The 17,673-nt window shown below is 52.7% G+C and carries 14 protein-coding genes; 9 read left to right on the forward strand and 5 right to left on the reverse strand.

Annotated features, from left to right (window positions below; genetic code table 11):
* The first annotated feature begins 259 nt into the window (after positions 1-259).
* On the forward strand, positions 260-1,522 hold the full coding sequence (locus tag AC07UY_RS10760) for a DUF1479 domain-containing protein (RefSeq protein WP_494701162.1): 1,263 nt from the start codon (positions 260-262) through the stop codon (positions 1,520-1,522).
* On the opposite strand, the gene AC07UY_RS10765 is transcribed toward AC07UY_RS10760, so the two are convergent.
* On the reverse strand, positions 1,519-2,592 hold the full coding sequence (locus tag AC07UY_RS10765) for a LacI family DNA-binding transcriptional regulator (RefSeq protein WP_203358376.1): 1,074 nt from the start codon (positions 2,590-2,592) through the stop codon (positions 1,519-1,521). The genes AC07UY_RS10760 and AC07UY_RS10765 overlap by 4 nt on opposite strands.
* Before the next feature lie 290 nt (positions 2,593-2,882).
* On the opposite strand from AC07UY_RS10765, the gene AC07UY_RS10770 reads away from it, so the two are divergent.
* The 3 genes from AC07UY_RS10770 to AC07UY_RS10780 all read left to right on the forward strand — a co-directional run bounded on the left by AC07UY_RS10770 (position 2,883) and on the right by AC07UY_RS10780 (position 7,996).
* Complete coding sequence (locus AC07UY_RS10770) at positions 2,883-4,184, forward strand: MFS transporter (RefSeq protein ID WP_203358377.1); 1,302 nt, start codon at positions 2,883-2,885, stop codon at positions 4,182-4,184.
* Positions 4,185-4,201: 17 nt separating this feature from the next.
* Positions 4,202-6,595, forward strand: coding sequence for a glycoside hydrolase family 31 protein (locus AC07UY_RS10775; RefSeq protein WP_494659429.1), 2,394 nt, complete (start codon positions 4,202-4,204; stop codon positions 6,593-6,595).
* A 108-nt stretch (positions 6,596-6,703) separates the two neighbouring features.
* Entirely contained in the window at positions 6,704-7,996 is a 1,293-nt protein-coding gene (locus tag AC07UY_RS10780; protein WP_494659428.1) for a glucuronyl esterase domain-containing protein, read from the forward strand.
* A gap of 102 nt (positions 7,997-8,098) precedes the next feature.
* On the opposite strand, the gene AC07UY_RS10785 is transcribed toward AC07UY_RS10780, so the two are convergent.
* Entirely contained in the window at positions 8,099-9,691 is a 1,593-nt protein-coding gene (locus AC07UY_RS10785; protein ID WP_203358380.1) for an ABC-F family ATPase, read from the reverse strand.
* A 233-nt stretch (positions 9,692-9,924) separates the two neighbouring features.
* On the opposite strand from AC07UY_RS10785, the gene ldtB reads away from it, so the two are divergent.
* Entirely contained in the window at positions 9,925-10,845 is a 921-nt protein-coding gene (ldtB, locus tag AC07UY_RS10790; protein ID WP_276292309.1) for a L,D-transpeptidase, read from the forward strand.
* Positions 10,846-10,917: 72 nt separating this feature from the next.
* Here the strand turns inward: ldtB and AC07UY_RS10795 are convergent, their stop codons facing one another.
* Together AC07UY_RS10795 and mntR are read right to left on the reverse strand one after the other, a co-directional pair.
* Positions 10,918-12,030, reverse strand: coding sequence for an anion transporter (locus AC07UY_RS10795; RefSeq protein WP_494659427.1), 1,113 nt, complete (start codon positions 12,028-12,030; stop codon positions 10,918-10,920).
* Entirely contained in the window at positions 12,027-12,500 is a 474-nt protein-coding gene (gene mntR / locus AC07UY_RS10800) for a manganese-binding transcriptional regulator MntR (protein WP_203358383.1), read from the reverse strand. Before mntR ends, AC07UY_RS10795 begins: the two co-directional genes overlap by 4 nt.
* 186 nt (positions 12,501-12,686) lie before the next feature.
* On the opposite strand from mntR, the gene mntS reads away from it, so the two are divergent.
* Both mntS and AC07UY_RS10810 read left to right on the forward strand, forming a co-directional pair.
* A complete protein-coding gene (gene mntS / locus AC07UY_RS10805) occupies positions 12,687-12,815 on the forward strand; it encodes a manganase accumulation protein MntS (protein ID WP_494659426.1) in 129 nt (42 codons plus the stop codon).
* Positions 12,816-13,082: 267 nt separating this feature from the next.
* The gene (locus AC07UY_RS10810; protein ID WP_203358388.1) at positions 13,083-14,666 is read left to right on the forward strand and encodes a phosphoethanolamine transferase; all 1,584 of its coding nucleotides are present in this window, start codon (positions 13,083-13,085) and stop codon (positions 14,664-14,666) included.
* Between the two features lie 98 nt (positions 14,667-14,764).
* Here AC07UY_RS10810 and ompX read toward each other — a convergent pair whose 3' ends face one another.
* Entirely contained in the window at positions 14,765-15,280 is a 516-nt protein-coding gene (gene ompX / locus AC07UY_RS10815) for an outer membrane protein OmpX (protein ID WP_192611671.1), read from the reverse strand.
* A 354-nt stretch (positions 15,281-15,634) separates the two neighbouring features.
* On the opposite strand from ompX, the gene rhtA reads away from it, so the two are divergent.
* Both rhtA and dps read left to right on the forward strand, forming a co-directional pair.
* The gene (gene rhtA, locus AC07UY_RS10820; protein WP_494659424.1) at positions 15,635-16,522 is read left to right on the forward strand and encodes a threonine/homoserine exporter RhtA; all 888 of its coding nucleotides are present in this window, start codon (positions 15,635-15,637) and stop codon (positions 16,520-16,522) included.
* Positions 16,523-16,823: 301 nt separating this feature from the next.
* The gene (dps, locus tag AC07UY_RS10825) at positions 16,824-17,327 is read left to right on the forward strand and encodes a DNA starvation/stationary phase protection protein Dps (protein WP_162383360.1); all 504 of its coding nucleotides are present in this window, start codon (positions 16,824-16,826) and stop codon (positions 17,325-17,327) included.
* Positions 17,328-17,673: the final 346 nt, after the last annotated feature.

Here is a 17,673-nt window from a genome sequence, read left to right on the forward strand (position 1 = left end):
ACGGTCCGGCTGAAAATCGATGCGACGTTGACGACTGGCCGGGGCGGCCCGCAGGGAGGCGGCGGTGAGTCACCCTTCACCAGAGTAAAAGGTTCTCTCTGATTCCTGTGCCCCTTCGCGCATTGCGCTCAAATTTTTCTTCCTCACTCAGCATTCTTTTCACACTGTCGAAAATTTCAACTTGCATTAACTTATTTTTAACTTAAAGTATCATTTGTAAGTTACATTTCTTTCGAATGAAAGTTTAAGTGAGGTGTTTATGGCTCTTACCTTTACCAGCGATACGTTACCCGCCGACCACAAATCCGCTATCCGCCAGATGAAAAAAGCGCTGCGAGCACAAATCGGTGATGTTCAGCAGGTTTTTGACAAACTCAGTGATGTGATTGCAACCCGCGTGGCGGACATTAATGCGCGTAAAGCACGCGGCGAAACTGTCTGGCCTGAACTCACTTACGCTGACATGAAAGCAGGTCGCATCACGGCCGCGCAGCGAGAAGAGATTAAACAACACGGCTGCGTGGTCATTAAGCAGCATTTCCCGCGGGAACAGGCGCTGGACTGGGATCAGTCCATGCTCGACTACCTGGATCACAACCATTTTGACGAGGTGTATAAAGGTCCGGGCGATAACTTTTTCGGGACACTGTCCGCCTCCCGACCGGAAATTTATCCGATCTACTGGTCACAGGCGCAAATGCAGGCGCGTCAAAGCGAGGAGATGGCTAACGCCCAGTCGTTTCTCAACCGTTTGTGGACCTTTGAAAGCGACGGCAAGCAGTGGTTTAACCCGGATGTGAGCGTTATCTACCCGGATCGTATTCGCCGCCGCCCGCCGGGAACAACCTCAAAAGGGCTTGGCGCGCATACCGACTCTGGCGCCCTGGAACGCTGGCTGCTCCCTGCGTATCAACAGGTCTTCGCGCAGGTGTTTGGCGGCAATGTCGATCAGTACGATCCGTGGAACGCTGCGCACCGTACCGACGTGGAAGAGTACACCGTGGAGAACACCACCAAATGTTCAGTGTTCCGTACTTTCCAGGGCTGGACCGCGCTTTCCGATATGTTGCCCGGCCAGGGATTGCTGCACGTGGTGCCGATCCCGGAAGCGATGGCGTATGTCCTGTTACGTCCCCTGCTGGATGATGTCCCGGAAGATGAACTGTGCGGCGTCGCGCCAGGCAGAGTATTGCCCATTTCTGAACAATGGCATCCGTTGTTGATTGAAGCGTTAACCAGCATTCCACAACTGGAAGCCGGTGACTCTGTCTGGTGGCATTGCGACGTCATTCACTCCGTGGCACCCGTTGAAAACCAGCAAGGCTGGGGTAACGTGATGTACATCCCCGCCGCGCCTTTGTGCGAAAAAAATCTGGCTTACGCGCACAAAGTCAAAGCAGCACTGGAGAAAGGCGCCTCGCCGGGCGACTTCCCCCGCGAGGATTATGAAACCAACTGGGAAGGACGCTTTACGCTCGATGATTTGAATATTCACGGTAAGCGCGCGCTGGGTATGGCTTAATCGTCATACAGCCCTTCTCTCTCTACGGCGGTGCGTCGTTTTCCCTGACGTATCCGCCGGACAGATTCGCGGATTGCCAGCGAACCATTGAGCAACAGCGTACCGACCGGCGCATCGGGGCGCATCAGCCGCTGCTGGAGCATATGCACGGCCTCTATTGCCAGCGCATCGCGCGGGACATGAACAGCAGTTAAGAGAACATCCTGAATCGTCGCCAGATTAAATCCGTCGATACTCATTACCGAGACATCCTGCGGCACACGCAACCCCTGCTTTTGCAGTGCGCTGATCGTCCCTGCGGCCATAAAATCACCGCCCACCAGAAACGCTGTCGGCAGCGCTTTGGCTGGCGTGTGCTTCAACCATTCGCTTACCTGCAGCTCCGTTTCTTTCGCGCTGAAACTGGGCACCACCAGCAAATCGCGTTGATCATTAAACGTCAGATTATGCGACTGCCAGGCATCGCGAACGCCCGCCAGCCGAAGTTCCATCGTGTAACGACGAAGACAGAACACGTTCATGATTTCCCGGTGGCCCATCTCAAACAGATAGTCAGCCGCCAGCTCGCCAATCGCGCGATGGTCAGGCGCGACCGCAGGCAAACGCTGTCTTCTGTCGCGACAGTTGATCAACATACAGGGTTTCCCGACATCCACCACCAGATCATGAATATGCGGATCATCGATACCCAGCAGCATGACTGCCTGCGTTTCCGGCTCGTTAATACGCGTCAGAAAAAGCTGGGCATCGCTGTCCAGCTCTTCCAGCGCGCAATAGCGTAGCCTGACCTCATGGGAAGCCAGCCCTTTACTTAAACTTTGGAGCACCCGGTAGTAAAAGATGTCGGACCGCTCATCAAACGCCCGTTGTGGCGCAAAAACCAACAGGTTATTGAGCAGCAGCCGCCCCGCCGCCATACCGTCCATCACCCCCAGTTCCCGCGCGCAGGCCAGTACCTTACTGCGTGCTTTTTCACTGGTGTTGGCCTTCCCCGCGAGCACCCGGGAAACGGTGCTGATGGAGAGCTGCGTACGGGCGGCAATTTCGGCGATTTTGAGCCTTTTATCCATTTTGTGATCTCGCTCCATCGGGCAAATGAAAAAATTTTCATAACCCTGAGATTAAGCAGTAACGGGTGTCCGGCGCATCATGACAAATAAAAGACAATCGTTATGAGAAAGCTTGCACAAAATCCGCTATTACCCACCTCTTTTCTCCCTTAAGGTGAATTTGTTACACCACTCCCATACTAGTTGTATGTCAGCTTTAGACCATAAAACAGATACATATCAAATCGATACAAATCTGTATGACAACTGGAATGAATTTTCCCTATATCGTCCGTCTTGTGGAGAAAGAAATGAGTCAGGACATTAACAACACAGTTACGGCAAGCAAAACCCGCCGTGTCATGAAAAACTTGCGCTGGTATATGCTGGTGCTGTTTTTACTTGGCGTCACAGTTAACTACATCACGCGAAACTCGTTAGGTATTCTGGCCCCGGAGCTCAAAGACAGTCTGGGTATTACCACCGAACAATACTCCTGGATCGTTGGCGCCTTCCAGCTCGCTTACACCCTTTTCCAGCCCCTGTGCGGCTGGCTGATTGATGTGATCGGCCTGAAGCTCGGCTTTATGATCTGCGCCTGTTTGTGGGCCATTGCCTGTATCGCTCACGCTGGCGCCGGGAACTGGCTGCATCTGGCTATTCTGCGCTTCTTTATGGGCGGTGCCGAAGCCGCTGCCACCCCGGCCAACGCCAAAACCCTTGGCGAATGGTTCCCGAAAACCGAACGCCCGATTGCCGCTGGCTGGGCAGGTGTGGGTTTCTCAATTGGTGCGATGTTAGCGCCGCCAATTATTTACTTTGCCCACGCTTCTTTTGGCTGGCAGGGTGCATTTATGTTCACCGGCGTGCTGGCGCTGCTGTGGGTGATTCTGTGGTGGGCGTTCTACCATAACCCGGAAAAACACCCGAATCTCGGCAAGGACGAGCTGGCCTGGATCAAGCAGGACAACGAGCCCGCGCCCGTAAAACAGCCCTTCTTCACCGCGCTGAAAGGCGTCGCTAAAAACAAACGTTTTTATGGTATCGCCATCCCGGCATTTATGGCGGAACCGGCATGGGCAGTGTTCAGTTTCTGGATGCCGCTCTACTTCGCCAAAGAATACAATATGGATCTCAAGCAGATCGCCTTATTTGCCTGGCTGCCGTTTCTCGCCGCTGATCTGGGCAGCGTGGCAAGTGGCTATCTGACCAAACTCTATACCCGCCTGTTCGGCTACTCACGCGTTAACTCAACCATCGCCAGCTCCGTCACCGGCGCATTTATGATGATTTCGCTCGCCGCGGTGGCGATCACCCGGGATCCGATTGTTGCCGTGATCCTGATGTCCATCGGCGGCTTCGGGCATCAGATCATCTCCTGCATGCTGAGTGCGCTGGTCGTGGAGTCATTTGATAAAGGTCAGATGGCGACCGTCAACGGCATGCGCGGTTCGGCGGCGTGGATCGCCAGTTTCCTGTTCTCCCTTTTGATTGGTGTTACCGCTGACAAAATCGGCTTTAACCCACTCTTCATCGCCATGGGCTTCTTCGACCTGATTGGCGCTATTTTCCTGGTGGCATTTATTGCTGAACGTCGCGCCAAGCGCGCTTGATAGTGGATGTATTGCATATGAAAACCCTGAAGAACTGGATCGTTGATAAGCAATCAGCGCATCATCTGGAGCTGCTGGTGGATAACCAGCACCGCGTATGCCTGTATGTACTGGAAGAGAATCTGTTCCGCGTACTGATTAAGCGTAAAGGCGCGCTGGCGCTGGACAGAACCTGGAGCATCGCACCTAAACAAGATGTGCCCTGGGAGGGGCGCCATCGCGATGACCTCAGCGGCTTTAGCTGCCCGGCGTGGACCCTGGAGCAGCAGGACGAAACCGTGACGATCAGCACTGAACAGCTGCGCGTCACCGTCCACCAGCCGCTGTGGCTGGAGTGGCATTATCGCGATGAGGCGGGCGACTGGCAGCCGCTGGCGAGCGATCGCAGCACCAGCGCCTATCTGCTGAATGCCCACGGCGACGGCGTGGCGCACTATCTGAGTCGCCGAAAAGATGAACGCTTTTACGGGCTGGGTGAGAAAGCCGGTAATTTACAGCGCAACGGTAAACGCTATGAGATGCGCAATCTGGATGCGATGGGCTATAACGCCGTCAGCACCGACCCGCTGTACAAACATATTCCCTTCACCATAACCCGCCGCGACGACGTGAGCTACGGTCTTTTTTATGACAACCTGAGCAGCTGCTGGCTGGATCTGGGTAATGAAATTGACAACTATCACACCGCGTATCGCCGCTGGCAGGCGGAAGCTGGTGATATCGATTACTACATGTTTACCGGCAAGCGGGTGCTGGACGTGACCAAAGCGTTTGTGCGTCTGACAGGAAAAACGCTGTTCGGACCGAAGTGGAGTCTGGGCTACAGCGGCTCGACCATGCACTACACCGACGCGCCGGACGCGCAAAACCAGCTGATGAACTTTATTCGCCTGTGCGAAGAACACGCGATTCCGTGCGACTCATTCCAGCTTTCTTCTGGCTATACCTCGATCAACGGCAAGCGCTACGTCTTCAACTGGAACTACGACAAAGTGCCGCAGCCGAAAGTGATGTCCCGCGCGTTCCATGACGCAGGGCTGAAACTCGCGGCCAACATCAAGCCGTGCTTGCTGCAAGACCATCCGCGCTATAACGAAGTGGCGGAAAAAGGTCTGTTCATTCGTGATTCAGAAACGAATGCGCCGGAACGCTCCAGCTTCTGGGACGATGAAGGGTCTAATCTCGATTTTACCAACCCGCAGACTATTCAATGGTGGCAGGATGGCGTGACGACCCAGTTGCTGGAGATGGGCATCGACTCGACCTGGAACGACAACAACGAGTTTGAAGTGTGGGACGGCGAAGCCCGCTGTCACGGTTTTGGCCAGGAAATCGCCATTAAGCACATTCGCCCGGTGATGCCTCTGCTGATGATGCGCGCCTCTATGGAAGCCCAGCAGCGCTTTGCCCCGGAAAAACGCCCGTATCTGATCTCGCGCTCCGGCTGCGCCGGGATGCAGCGCTACGTCCAGACCTGGAGTGGCGACAACCGCACCAACTGGGACACGCTGCGCTACAACACAAGAATGGGGCTGGGGATGAGCCTTTCCGGCCTGTTTAACGTGGGGCACGACGTAGGTGGTTTTTCTGGCGACAAACCGGATGCAGAACTGTTCGTACGCTGGGTACAGAATGGCGTGATGCACCCACGCTTTACCATTCACTCCTGGAATGATGACCATACGGTCAATGAACCGTGGATGTACCCGGGTGTGACGCCCGCCATTCGCGGTGCAATTGAGCTGCGTTATCGCTTACTGCCCTATTTTTATACCCTGCTCTGGCAAGCCCATGCCGACGATGAGCCGATGCTGCGCCCAACGTTCCTCGACCATGAGCATGACACGCAAACCTTCGAAGAGTGCGACGATTTCCTGCTTGGCCGCGATATTTTAGTCGCAAGCGTAGTTGAAGAGGGCCAGCGCCAGCGCCGCATCTGGTTACCGGATAACGAAACAGGCTGGTACGATTTTTACACTCATGAATGGTTCTCTGGCGGCCAGTGGATTACCCGCGATGCCCCGCTGGAAAAACTGCCGCTGCTGGTACGGGCAGGCGCCGGTTTACCGCTGAGCGAACGCATCACCCACGTCAGCGCAGAAAAAGATGATACGCGCGAGCTGAAACTCTTCCCCGTGAAGGGCACAGGTACGACGACCGGTATGCTGTTTGAAGATGATGGCGAGAGCTGGAATTATCAGCAAGGCAATGCGCTGTGGCTTACGTGGGAGATGCGTTGCAGCGCCAGCGCGATCCATGTGAACTTCACCCGTAAAGGCCACTATCAGCCCGCGTGGCACAAACTGGCCGTTACGCTGGTGGGCAATGACCCACGCACCGTGTTTATCGATGGCAAAGAAGTTTCACGAGACGATGCGCATTTTTGCCTCTCCACCTCCACATTGCAGTGACATCAACGGTGAGTTCCACCTTGTACGGTTCTTACCTGTTAACAGAGACGCCCACGACGGGCGTCTTTGGGAGAGTCGGACATGAATGGACCCCTTCACGGAGTTTTTATGAACAAGACTATCTTAGCTGTCGTTGTCTCGCTTGCCGCCTTCACCGCCCCTTCAACCTTTGCCGCCGAAGGCTTCAAACCCAATTACGATGAAAGTAAAACAGGCACCCTGTCGCTGCCGCAGGCAATTCCGGCGGGCACAAAGGATGCCAGACTCACATGGGAAACAACGCGGCGTAGTGAAATTTTAAATCTGTTTCATGACAACGTGTACGGCAAAACTTTCACGTTTAAGCAGGTGAAAGTTATAAAAACATCGGCAAAGCATCCCTTAACGCTTTCCAAAGGCTATTGGCAGACCGTGGATTTATCGCTGGACGGTCGGCCTGCGCAATTGCTGATGTATATGCCTGATTCCGCCAAACCGGTGCCGGTATTCGTCGGGTATAACTTCTGCGGCAACCACGGGGTGACGTTCAATCCTGCACTGCCTGTTTCCACGCAATGGGCGAATCCGCTGGTCTGCGGCAGCAAAGTCGACCCCACACAGGTCACGACGCTGCACAATACCTTCACCCCCGCCTCGCGCGGCGTGCGCGCCTATCGCTGGCCATTCGATGACATCGTGTCGCAAGGCTTCGGTGTCGCCACCCTGTATTATGGTGACGTCGTCGCCGATAACCCTGCTGATTTTAAACGCTTTATCCAAACCAGCCGTCCCGGTGAAGCGGTGGGAGACTATTCCGCGATTGGCGTCTGGGCCGGCGGTTTAAGCGCCGTCGCGGATTATCTGCAGACCCGTAAGGATGTCGACAGCGACCGTCTGGCGGTCATCGGTCATTCGCGGTTGGGCAAAACGGCACTCTGGGCAGGCGCCAATGATTTGCGTTTTCGCTACGTCATCGCCAACAACGCCGGTGAAGGCGGCGCGGCGCTGGCACGCCGTAACTATGGCGAAACGCTGGCGTCAATCACCACCGATTTCCCGCACTGGTTCTCGGTCAAATACGCGAGCTATGCCAATAACATTGATGCGCTACCCGTAGACCAGCATATGTTGATCGACCTGATCGCCCCCCGTCCGGTGTATGTCGCCAGCGCGAAAGAGGATCAATGGTCAGATCCCAAAGGCGAGTTTTTATCTGTTGTGGCCGCCAAAAGCGTCTATCAGCTTTATACCGATGATATTTTCACAACCGACCAACAGCCAAAAACAGGACAGCCGTTACACAGTCGTCTGAACTATCACTACCGGGAAGGGGTTCACGATCTCTTTCATTACGACTGGCAGCAGTATCTGGACGTCGGTAAGAAATATTTGCAGGAAGACACGTCGGTGTCGAAGCGTTAAGTATGGGGTTTGTCACCTTCCCCAGACCACAAGCCGGGGGAAGGTCTCAGGAAAAATGCCCAATGTTGCATTGGGCATTACTCAGGCAGTATTAGAGCCTGATTATTCGACGCCTTTGCTACGCAGGTAATCTTCGTAGTTACCGGTGAAGTCGATCACGCGTTCCGGCGTAATTTCGATCACGCGGGTTGCCAGCGAGCTAACGAATTCGCGGTCGTGAGAAACGAAGATCAGCGTGCCCTGATACATCTCCAGCGCCATGTTCAGCGATTCGATAGATTCCATATCCAGGTGGTTGGTCGGTTCATCCATCACCAGAATATTCGGTTTCTGCATCATCAGCTTACCGAATAGCATGCGCCCTTTTTCACCACCGGACAGCACCTTAGCGGGCTTTTTGATATCGTCCTGGCTGAACAGCAGACGACCAAGGAAGCTACGAACAACTTGCTCGTCGTCACCTTCCTGTTTCCACTGACTCATCCATTCGAAAACGGTCAGATCGTTTTCGAACTCATATTCGTGATCCTGCGCGTAGTAGCCAATTTGCGCATTCTCAGACCATTTAACGGTGCCATTATCCGGCGCCATGTCGCCTACCAGCGCTTTCAGCATGGTCGATTTACCCACGCCGTTCGCCCCCAGGATGGCAACCTTCTCGCCCACTTCCAGCAGTAAATTGAAGTTTTTAAACAGCGGACCGTTATCAAAGCCTTTGGCCAGCGCTTCCACTTCCAGCGCGTTACGGAACAGTTTCTTGTCCTGTTCGAAACGGATGAACGGGTTCTGACGGCTGGAAGCCTTCACTTCGTCGAGCTTGATTTTATCAATCTGACGCGCACGTGACGTTGCCTGACGCGATTTCGAGGCGTTGGCGCTAAAGCGGCTAACGAAGGACTGCAGATCGGCAATCTGCGCTTTCTTCTTGGCGTTATCGGCCAGCAGACGTTCACGCGCCTGGGTTGCCGCCGTCATGTACTCGTCATAGTTACCGGGATAAACACGCAGCTCGCCGTAGTCCAGATCCGCCATGTGCGTACAGACCATGTTCAGGAAGTGACGGTCGTGCGAGATAATGATCATGGTGCTGTCGCGGTCGTTCAGCGTCTGCTCCAGCCAACGAATGGTGTCGATGTCCAGGTTGTTGGTCGGTTCATCAAGCAGCAGGATGTCCGGGTTTGAGAACAGTGCCTGCGCCAGCAGCACACGCAGCTTCCAGCCGGGAGCGACTTCGCTCATCGGGCCGTAATGCTGTTCTACCGGAATGCCAACACCCAGCAGCAGTTCACCAGCACGTGACTCAGCAGAATAGCCGTCCATCTCGCCGTATTTCACTTCCAGATCGGCCACTTTATAGCCGTCTTCTTCGCTCATTTCCGGCAGCGCGTAAATGCGATCGCGTTCTTGTTTCACTTCCCACAGTTCAGCGTGGCCCATGATCACCGTATCCAGTACAGTGAACTCTTCGAACGCAAACTGATCCTGACGCAGCTTACCAATACGCTCATTGGGATCGAGGGAGACGTTACCCAGCGTCGGCTCAAGGTCGCCGCCGAGGATTTTCATAAAGGTGGATTTACCGCTACCGTTCGCGCCAATCAGGCCGTAACGGTTGCCGCCGCCAAATTTGACGGAAATATTTTCAAACAGCGGCTTACTGCCGAACTGCATGGTGACGTTGCTGGAAACTAACACTGGCGTATCCTGAGAAAAATATGTGACAAACCGCATATTATGCCACAAGTCTTAAATAAGATCGCGTATTGTCAGGAGCAGGAATGCAGAACAAAAGGTCAGATCAAGGGAAAAATGTGATTTCGTACACATCTGATTTCCCTGTGAACCCGAATGCACATATAATGCGCTCCCAACACTACAGAATTCTCAACCCAATAGCCTGCCTGGCACTGAATCTCGCATAAATGAATATGAATATGAAATTGACAACGTTTTTCGCGGCGGCACTCGCAGTTGTTGGCTTTTGCAGCACTGCTTCAGCCGTTACGTATCCACTTCCGACAGACGGTAGCCGGGTGATTGGTCAAAACCAGGTCATCACTGTCCCGGAAGGCAACACCCAGCCGCTGGAATATTTTGCAGCCCAATACCAGATGGGTCTTTCCAACATGCTGGAAGCGAACCCTGGCGTGGATACCTTCCTGCCGAAAGGCGGTACGGTGCTGAACATTCCGCAGCAGTTGATCCTGCCGGATACCGTGCATGAAGGTATTGTCATCAACAGTGCTGAAATGCGTCTGTACTACTACCCGAAAGGCACCAACACCGTTATCGTGCTGCCGATTGGTATTGGCCAGTTAGGTAAAGATACGCCGATCAACTGGACCACCAAAGTGGAACGTAAAAAAGCAGGCCCGACCTGGACGCCGACGGCAAAAATGCACGCCGAATACCGTGCTGCGGGTGAACCGCTGCCTGCGGTCGTGCCTGCCGGTCCGGATAACCCGATGGGTCTGTACGCACTGTATATTGGCCGTCTGTATGCTATCCACGGGACTAACGCCAACTTTGGTGTTGGTTTGCGCGTGAGCCACGGTTGTGTGCGTCTGCGTAACGAAGACATCAAATTCCTGTTTCAGAATGTGCCGGTCGGTACGCGCGTTCAGTTCATTGATGAACCTGTGAAAGCTACCACCGAGCCAGACGGCAGCCGCTACATTGAGGTGCATAACCCACTGTCAACCACTGAAGCTCAGTTTGAAGGCGGTGAGATCGTGCCGATTACGCTGAACAAGAGCATTACAAGCATCACCGGTCAGCCTGACGTCGATCAGTCCGTCGTTGAACAGGCAGTACAGAACCGTTCTGGTATGCCGGTTCGTCTGAACTAACTCCATGAAAAAGGCCCGATAGCACTATGCTTATCGGGCCTTTAACACGCCAGCCAACATCCTGCCTAAGCGCTATCTCAACAGCAACAATCCATACCCTACCAACGCCGCCCATACCAACATCGGTAACGAATACAGATGGAAACGCCACCAGATGCGTCGGTCGTTTGCCATGCGTAATGCAATCAGATTTGCCAACGAGCCCGGTAACAGACCGAAACCGCCGACATTAACAGCCCATGCCAGCAACAGCGTAGGCGGTACATAGTTCAACAGTAAAATCGTCGTGGGCACGTTGCTGATAAATTGCGACAGTCCGATAGCCGTCAACCAAAGTCCCGGCCCGGAAAGCGTGCCGATATGGCCTGAAATTGCCTGCAACGCGGGAAGCTGCGTTAATAAATGCACGTCGATAAACATCGCCATAAACACCAGCAGCAACGTCCAGTCAACGCTGAGCACTACCCGGCGCGCCAGTACCAGAAATCCTGCCGCCACAATCGCCAGTCCCCACAGTTCCTGCTTCAGCTCCAGCGAACTCAGAAAGACGATGTACAGCCCGAGACAGCACCACACCAACCGCGGCTGCCAGTCTGGCGAGCGCGTCCCGGTATGGTATTGCAGCGCTTTCGCCGGAAAACAGAACCAGCACAGCACCAGTAAGGTCAGCATCATTGCGACAGCGAGCGGCAGCATCTGCCAGGTAAAGGCGGTAAATGACAGGCCAGAACGTCCCCACAACAGAATATTTTGCGGGTTGCCAATGGGGGTGAGCAGTGAACCGGCATTCACCGCCAGCGCTTCAAAAATGATCAGCCGATTAACCGGAATCGCGCACAGTTTTTTGAGGGTAATGGTGAGAGGGACCACGATAAACAACGCCACATCGTTGGTCAGAAATGTCGACAACCCTGCGGCCGCCAGCACCATGAACATCGCCAGACGACGCTCGGTGGCAAACCTGCGGGTCATTCTGCGCCCCAGCACATCGAAGTAGCCGCTCAGTTCAACCCCTTTTGTCAGCAGCATTAAACCGCTGAGGGTAATAATGGTATGCCAGTCAATGGCAGCGAGCCAACGACGAGGCGCAAACGGTACACAAAAACTTAAGCCAATCCCAATAATCATCAACAACTGAAAAAAGCGATCGCGCCTGAGCGCGCGCAAAAAAAAGGGAAGACTCATTCAGATGCGGTTCCGTTCTTTTGTGTAAACAGTCGAAAAGCCTCCAGCGTTTCCTGACTCACGTGATGCTCCATTCCCTCTGCATCACGGCGCGCGATATCCGCACTCACACCCAGCACCAGCAGAAAATTTTCAACGATCTGATGCCGCTCACGGGTCTCTTGCGCCAGTTTCTCCCCTTCCGGGGTCAGGAACACCCCTCGCCAGGGGATCATTTCAATCAGCCCGACCGAGGCCAGCCGTTTAAGCATTTTGGCGACGGTGGGTTGCGAAACACCGAGTCGGGCCGCCATATCGACCTGACGCGCCTCCCCGACCTCGATGATTAAGTCGGAAATCAGCTCGATATAGTCATCAATCAGTTCACGACGGTGCGCTTCCCTGACCTGACGAAACCCCTCGACATGTTCCTCGACATTCACTAATTGCGTCACTTTTTTTGTTGTTGGCGTACCTGCGCGACGACTCATTCTGCTTCCCCATGACTGTGACGTGTTGACTGTATCTGATGTAAGAGAAGTCATTGTAAACCAGAGTTGTCCTGGCACAAAAAATTAACGTTTTAGCAATAGCTATATAATATAGCCTGTGCTATATCTGTATGTAATACAGTCATCCCTCACGGATTGATGGGATCGAGAAGTCAGGAGGTTTATATGAACGAATTCAAGAGGTGCATGCGCGTGTTTAGTCACTCCCCCTTTAAGGTACGGTTAATGCTGATCTCAATGCTGTGCGAAATGATCAACGGCAAACCAGAGCAGGATAAACCCTCCTCACGCTAACGCGGCGTCGCGGTACGCCGCATCATTTTCTTATCTCCACTACAGATCATTTTATCGTTTCAGCGCAAATACCCCTTCTTTTTGTCTGATTTGTTATCCCCTTCGCAAAACATTTTCGCTGTAGTAGTTGACCTAAACATGAGCAAGTTCTATCTTCTTGCAGCCCTGCATATATTGCGGCACGCAGATACCCTCTTCACGCACTCTCAGGCAGGCATTAACCCTTTGCGCCAGGGTAAGCACATGGCGTTTTTGTAATAGTGGCATATGAATTTAACCCTCAAAGACTCGCTTATTGCCCGCAGCCGGGTCATTACCCCGTGGACGGCCTTTTACTTTTTACAATCTTTGCTGATTAACCTCGCACTGGGTTACCCCTTTAGCCTGCTTTATAGTGCAGCCTTTACCTGCATATTGCTGCTGCTATGGCGCAGCGCGCCGCGTACGCAAAAGGTATTGGTCGGCGTATGTTCATTGATCGCCGCAATGTATTTCCCGTTCGGCCAGGCATACGGTTCGCCCAACTTTAATACCCTGCTGGCGATGCATTCGACCAACGTGGAAGAGTCGGCCGAGATCCTGACGATCTTCCCGTGGTACAACTACCTGGTGGGCGTCTTCATTTTTGCGCTGGGCGTGATTGCTATCCGCCGCAAAAAAGAGACCGAAAAGAAGCCCTGGAATACGCTCAACAGCCTGTGCCTGCTGTTTAGCGTCATCACGTTCTTTGTTACCCCCGTACAAAACCTGGCATGGGGCGGCGTCTTTAAACTGAAAGATACGGGTTACCCGGTATTCCGCTTCGTCAAAGACGTTATCGTCAATAACAATGAAGTGATTGATGAAAAGGCGCGGATGGCGAAACTGGCCGGGATGAAGGACACCTGGACTGTGACGGCGGTCAAACCCAAATACCATACCTATGTGGTGGTGATTGGCGAAAGTGCACGCCGGGACGCGCTGGGGGCGTTTGGCGGTCACTGGGATAACACCCCCTTCGCCAGCACGGTCAACGGCAATATTTTTATGGATTACGTTGCTGCGAGCGGATCCACACAAAAATCGCTTGGCCTGACGCTTAACCGTGTGGTGGACAATCAACCGCAGTATCAGGATAACTTTGTGACGCTGGCCAACCGAGCCGGTTTCCAGACATGGTGGTTCTCTAATCAGGGGCAAATTGGCGAGTACGACACCGCTATCGCCAGTATTGCGAAACGTGCTGACGAAGTGCATTTCCTGAAAGACGGCAACTTTGAAGCGAACAAAAATGCGCGTGACGAAGCGCTGTTAAAAATGACCGCCCAGGTACTCGAAACCGAGCATACGCAGCCGCAGCTTATTGTCCTGCATTTAATGGGATCTCATCCGCAGGCCTGCGATCGTACGCAAGGTAAATACGCGGAATTCGTGCAGTCAAAAGAGACATCCTGCTATCTCTACACCATGACGCAAACTGACGACCTGCTACGCCAGCTGTACGACCAGTTGCGCAATAGCGGCAGCAGTTTCTCGATGGTCTATTTCTCCGATCACGGTCTGGCGTTTAAAGAGCGTGGAAAAGAGGTGCAATATCTGGCGCATGATGATCAGTTCCAGCAGAACTTCCAGGTGCCGTTTATGGTGATCTCCAGCGATGATAAAACCCACCGCAAAATCAAAGCGCGCCGTTCCGCTAATGACTTCCTGGGCTTTTTCGCACAATGGACCGGGATCAGCACAAAAGAGATCACTACCAAATACCGTTTCATCTCTGAGCAGAAAGCCGGGCCTACCTTCATTACCAACTTCAAATTACAGAAGGTGGATTACAACCACCTTGGCACTGACATCTTCGACACCAAATCGTGATAACCGAACGGGGGGATGAGATATCCCCCGTCGCTTTCGCCATTTTCAGACAAAAAAAATCCGCCCCAAGAGGCGGATTTTTCATATCACCGTAGTGATTAGAAGCGGTAACCAACACCCGCGATCCAGGTACCAACATCAACGCTACGAATACGGCTCTGCTCGTAGGAGAAGTCCAGAGCAACGTTTTCGATCGGGTTGAACTGAACACCGGCACCGTAGGAGAAACCGTAGTCACTGGTGTCGTGTTTGTCAGTCGGTAAATTCGTTTCCTGGAATTTACCGTAGCCAACACCCACTACACCGTAGATGCTTGCCCAGTCGTTCAGACGGTAAGCCGGACCAGCGGTGAGGCCGTAATACTGGGTTTTGTTGTAATCGCCTGCACTGTTGGTACGACTTTTTTCGGTGTAGGTGAAGGAACCAATTACGCCCAGCGGGTTGTTGTCCTGCTCGTAACGATACTTCAGGTTAAAACCGCCCATTTTGTTGGCCTGGCCCTGAGCATCGCTCTGAGCGTAACCACCAGTAACGGTAGAAGTAGCAGCTACAGCAGTACCTGCGGAGATAGCCAGTACAGCGGCCAGTGCTGAAAGACATGCAATTTTTTTCATAACCACCTCAAATGTGCTTCAAGTAAATCCTAAGCTTTAAATATATCAAATATTGATGAGAAACTCTTTGTGATTCGCGATGTCTAACGAAGCCTTTCATGTAACAGAACGTTTCCAAAGCTCGCTATCTCTTTCAAATAACATCACTTTTCCGCATGATTGCACCATTATTACGCGCAAAATATGGCACGTTCATCCAGATTAATCCTAATCACGCAGATTATTAATCCATCAACAAACACCCATTTTACGGATTTTCTGGATTTTTTTTTCAACGAATACTCAACCGCCAGAGGGTTATTTCCTTTACACTCCCCCTTTTACTTTTCTACACACTTATTGACAGGAGAAAGGATGCCGGGGTCGTCACGAAAAACGCCAGTCTGGTTACCCATCTTGGTTTTACTTATTGCCATGTCCTCTATTCAAAGCGGGGCTTCACTGGCGAAAACGCTCTTCCCTCTCGTTGGTGCGCCGGGCGTTACTGCGCTGCGCCTTGCGTTGGGTACGTTAATCCTTATCGCGTTCTTTAAACCCTGGCGTTTGCGTTTTGCAAAAGAACAACGTCTTCCTCTGGTGCTTTATGGACTGTCGCTGGGGGGAATGAACTACCTCTTTTATCTGTCGATCCAGACGGTGCCATTGGGTATCGCCGTTGCGTTGGAATTCACCGGTCCCCTTGCGGTGGCCCTGTTTTCTTCACGACGTCCCGTTGATTTTATTTGGGTGGCGCTGGCCGTCCTCGGGCTCTGGTTTCTGTTACCGCTGGGACAGGATGTCTCTCATGTTGATCTCACCGGCGCGTTACTGGCGCTTGGAGCAGGCACCTGCTGGGCGGTTTATATTCTCACCGGACACCGCGCGGGAGAGGAGCACGGTCCCGCCACCGTCGCAGTCGGCTCACTCATTGCCGCAATGGTTTTTGTCCCGCTTGGCGTCCTCCAGGCGGGTGATGCCCTGTGGCACTGGTCGATTATCCCAATAGGCCTGGCTATCGCTGTCCTTTCCACAGCACTGCCCTACTCGCTGGAGATGATTGCGCTGACACGCCTGCCCACGCGCACCTTTGGCACGCTGATGAGTATGGAGCCTGCCCTGGCCGCCGTGTCCGGGATGATCTTCCTGGGAGAGACGCTGACGTGGGTACAGACGCTGGCCTTATGCGCCATCATTGCGGCATCCATGGGTTCAACGCTCACCCTGCGTCGTGAAACCAAAATAGAGCAAGTCGATATTAATTAACGTCGCCGTTCTGCATGATGTGCATCATCATGCAGAATATTCTCCCCTGCTGAACCGTCTGATATCCTTTTATTTTTGGCGTTCTCGTTGGCATATTTATTCTCATTTTCAATCCCTGTTTAAAATAAGTAACAAATACGCAACAAAACAACTATATGATTGATTTTTATCTGTTTTTATATTTCCCATCATCGACACTATTAATGCAATAGGCACAACCAAAAAAGCAGGGGTTAAATATGCTGCTATACTTAGTTTCGTTAATTACCTGGGACACAAAACATCAAGAGGATATGAGATTATGAGTACCGCTAAATTGGTAAAAACGAAAGCGTCTAATCTGCTTTATACCCGTAACGATGTCTCTGACAGCGATAAGAAAGCGACAATCGAGCTGTTGAATCGTCAGGTGATCCAGTTTATTGACCTGTCACTGATAACCAAGCAGGCCCACTGGAACATGCGCGGCGCCAATTTCATTGCCGTACATGAAATGCTGGATGGCTTCCGTACCGCATTGACCGATCACCTTGATACGATGGCTGAACGCGCAGTACAGCTGGGTGGCGTGGCATTAGGCACAACGCAAGTCATTAACAGCAAGACGCCGCTGAAAAGCTACCCCCTGGATATCCATACCGTACAGGATCACCTGAAAGAGCTGGCCGATCGCTATGCAATAGTCGCTAACGATGTGCGTAAAGCCATCAGCGAAGCGAAAGATGAAGACACCGCAGATATCTTCACCGCCGCCTCTCGCGATCTCGACAAATTCCTGTGGTTCATTGAATCCAACATCGAATAAGCACGTCATAAGTAATCCCTCTAATAACCCTCGCTCTGGCGGGGGTTTTGCACTTTTATGGTGCACCAAAGGATCCTCCCGCCCTGCCAAAGTGAATAAATTGTAATAATCACTTCACACAATCGTTAACGAGAGATTGTTTTAGCAACAATTTTTACGCTAAATAGTCGTACCGTTTGCACCAGGACAATTCTGCACTAATTCAGTGCCCCAAAACGGTGCGAAGCGTCGACTTTGCCCTGCTTATTGTGCAACGACATAAAACACATGCCTGTTAAAACAATGAGTTGCAAAGTTGGCATGTTTTTTTCATTACATTATCTGTTCTCGCAGGGGATCGCCCCGT

This window comes from Citrobacter sp. GW821-FHT02E08 (assembly GCF_059421685.1).

Coding starts and splice junctions, on each gene's coding strand:
- AC07UY_RS10760 (WP_494701162.1), top strand. CDS start 260: ATGGCTCTTACCTTTACCAGCGATACGTTACCCGCCGACCACAAATCC.
- AC07UY_RS10765 (WP_203358376.1), bottom strand. CDS start 2,592: ATGGATAAAAGGCTCAAAATCGCCGAAATTGCCGCCCGTACGCAGCTC.
- AC07UY_RS10770 (WP_203358377.1), top strand. CDS start 2,883: ATGAGTCAGGACATTAACAACACAGTTACGGCAAGCAAAACCCGCCGT.
- AC07UY_RS10775 (WP_494659429.1), top strand. CDS start 4,202: ATGAAAACCCTGAAGAACTGGATCGTTGATAAGCAATCAGCGCATCAT.
- AC07UY_RS10780 (WP_494659428.1), top strand. CDS start 6,704: ATGAACAAGACTATCTTAGCTGTCGTTGTCTCGCTTGCCGCCTTCACC.
- ldtB (WP_276292309.1), top strand. CDS start 9,925: ATGAATATGAAATTGACAACGTTTTTCGCGGCGGCACTCGCAGTTGTT.
- AC07UY_RS10795 (WP_494659427.1), bottom strand. CDS start 12,030: ATGAGTCTTCCCTTTTTTTTGCGCGCGCTCAGGCGCGATCGCTTTTTT.
- mntR (WP_203358383.1), bottom strand. CDS start 12,500: ATGAGTCGTCGCGCAGGTACGCCAACAACAAAAAAAGTGACGCAATTA.
- mntS (WP_494659426.1), top strand. CDS start 12,687: ATGAACGAATTCAAGAGGTGCATGCGCGTGTTTAGTCACTCCCCCTTT.
- AC07UY_RS10810 (WP_203358388.1), top strand. CDS start 13,083: ATGAATTTAACCCTCAAAGACTCGCTTATTGCCCGCAGCCGGGTCATT.
- ompX (WP_192611671.1), bottom strand. CDS start 15,280: ATGAAAAAAATTGCATGTCTTTCAGCACTGGCCGCTGTACTGGCTATC.
- rhtA (WP_494659424.1), top strand. CDS start 15,635: ATGCCGGGGTCGTCACGAAAAACGCCAGTCTGGTTACCCATCTTGGTT.
- dps (WP_162383360.1), top strand. CDS start 16,824: ATGAGTACCGCTAAATTGGTAAAAACGAAAGCGTCTAATCTGCTTTAT.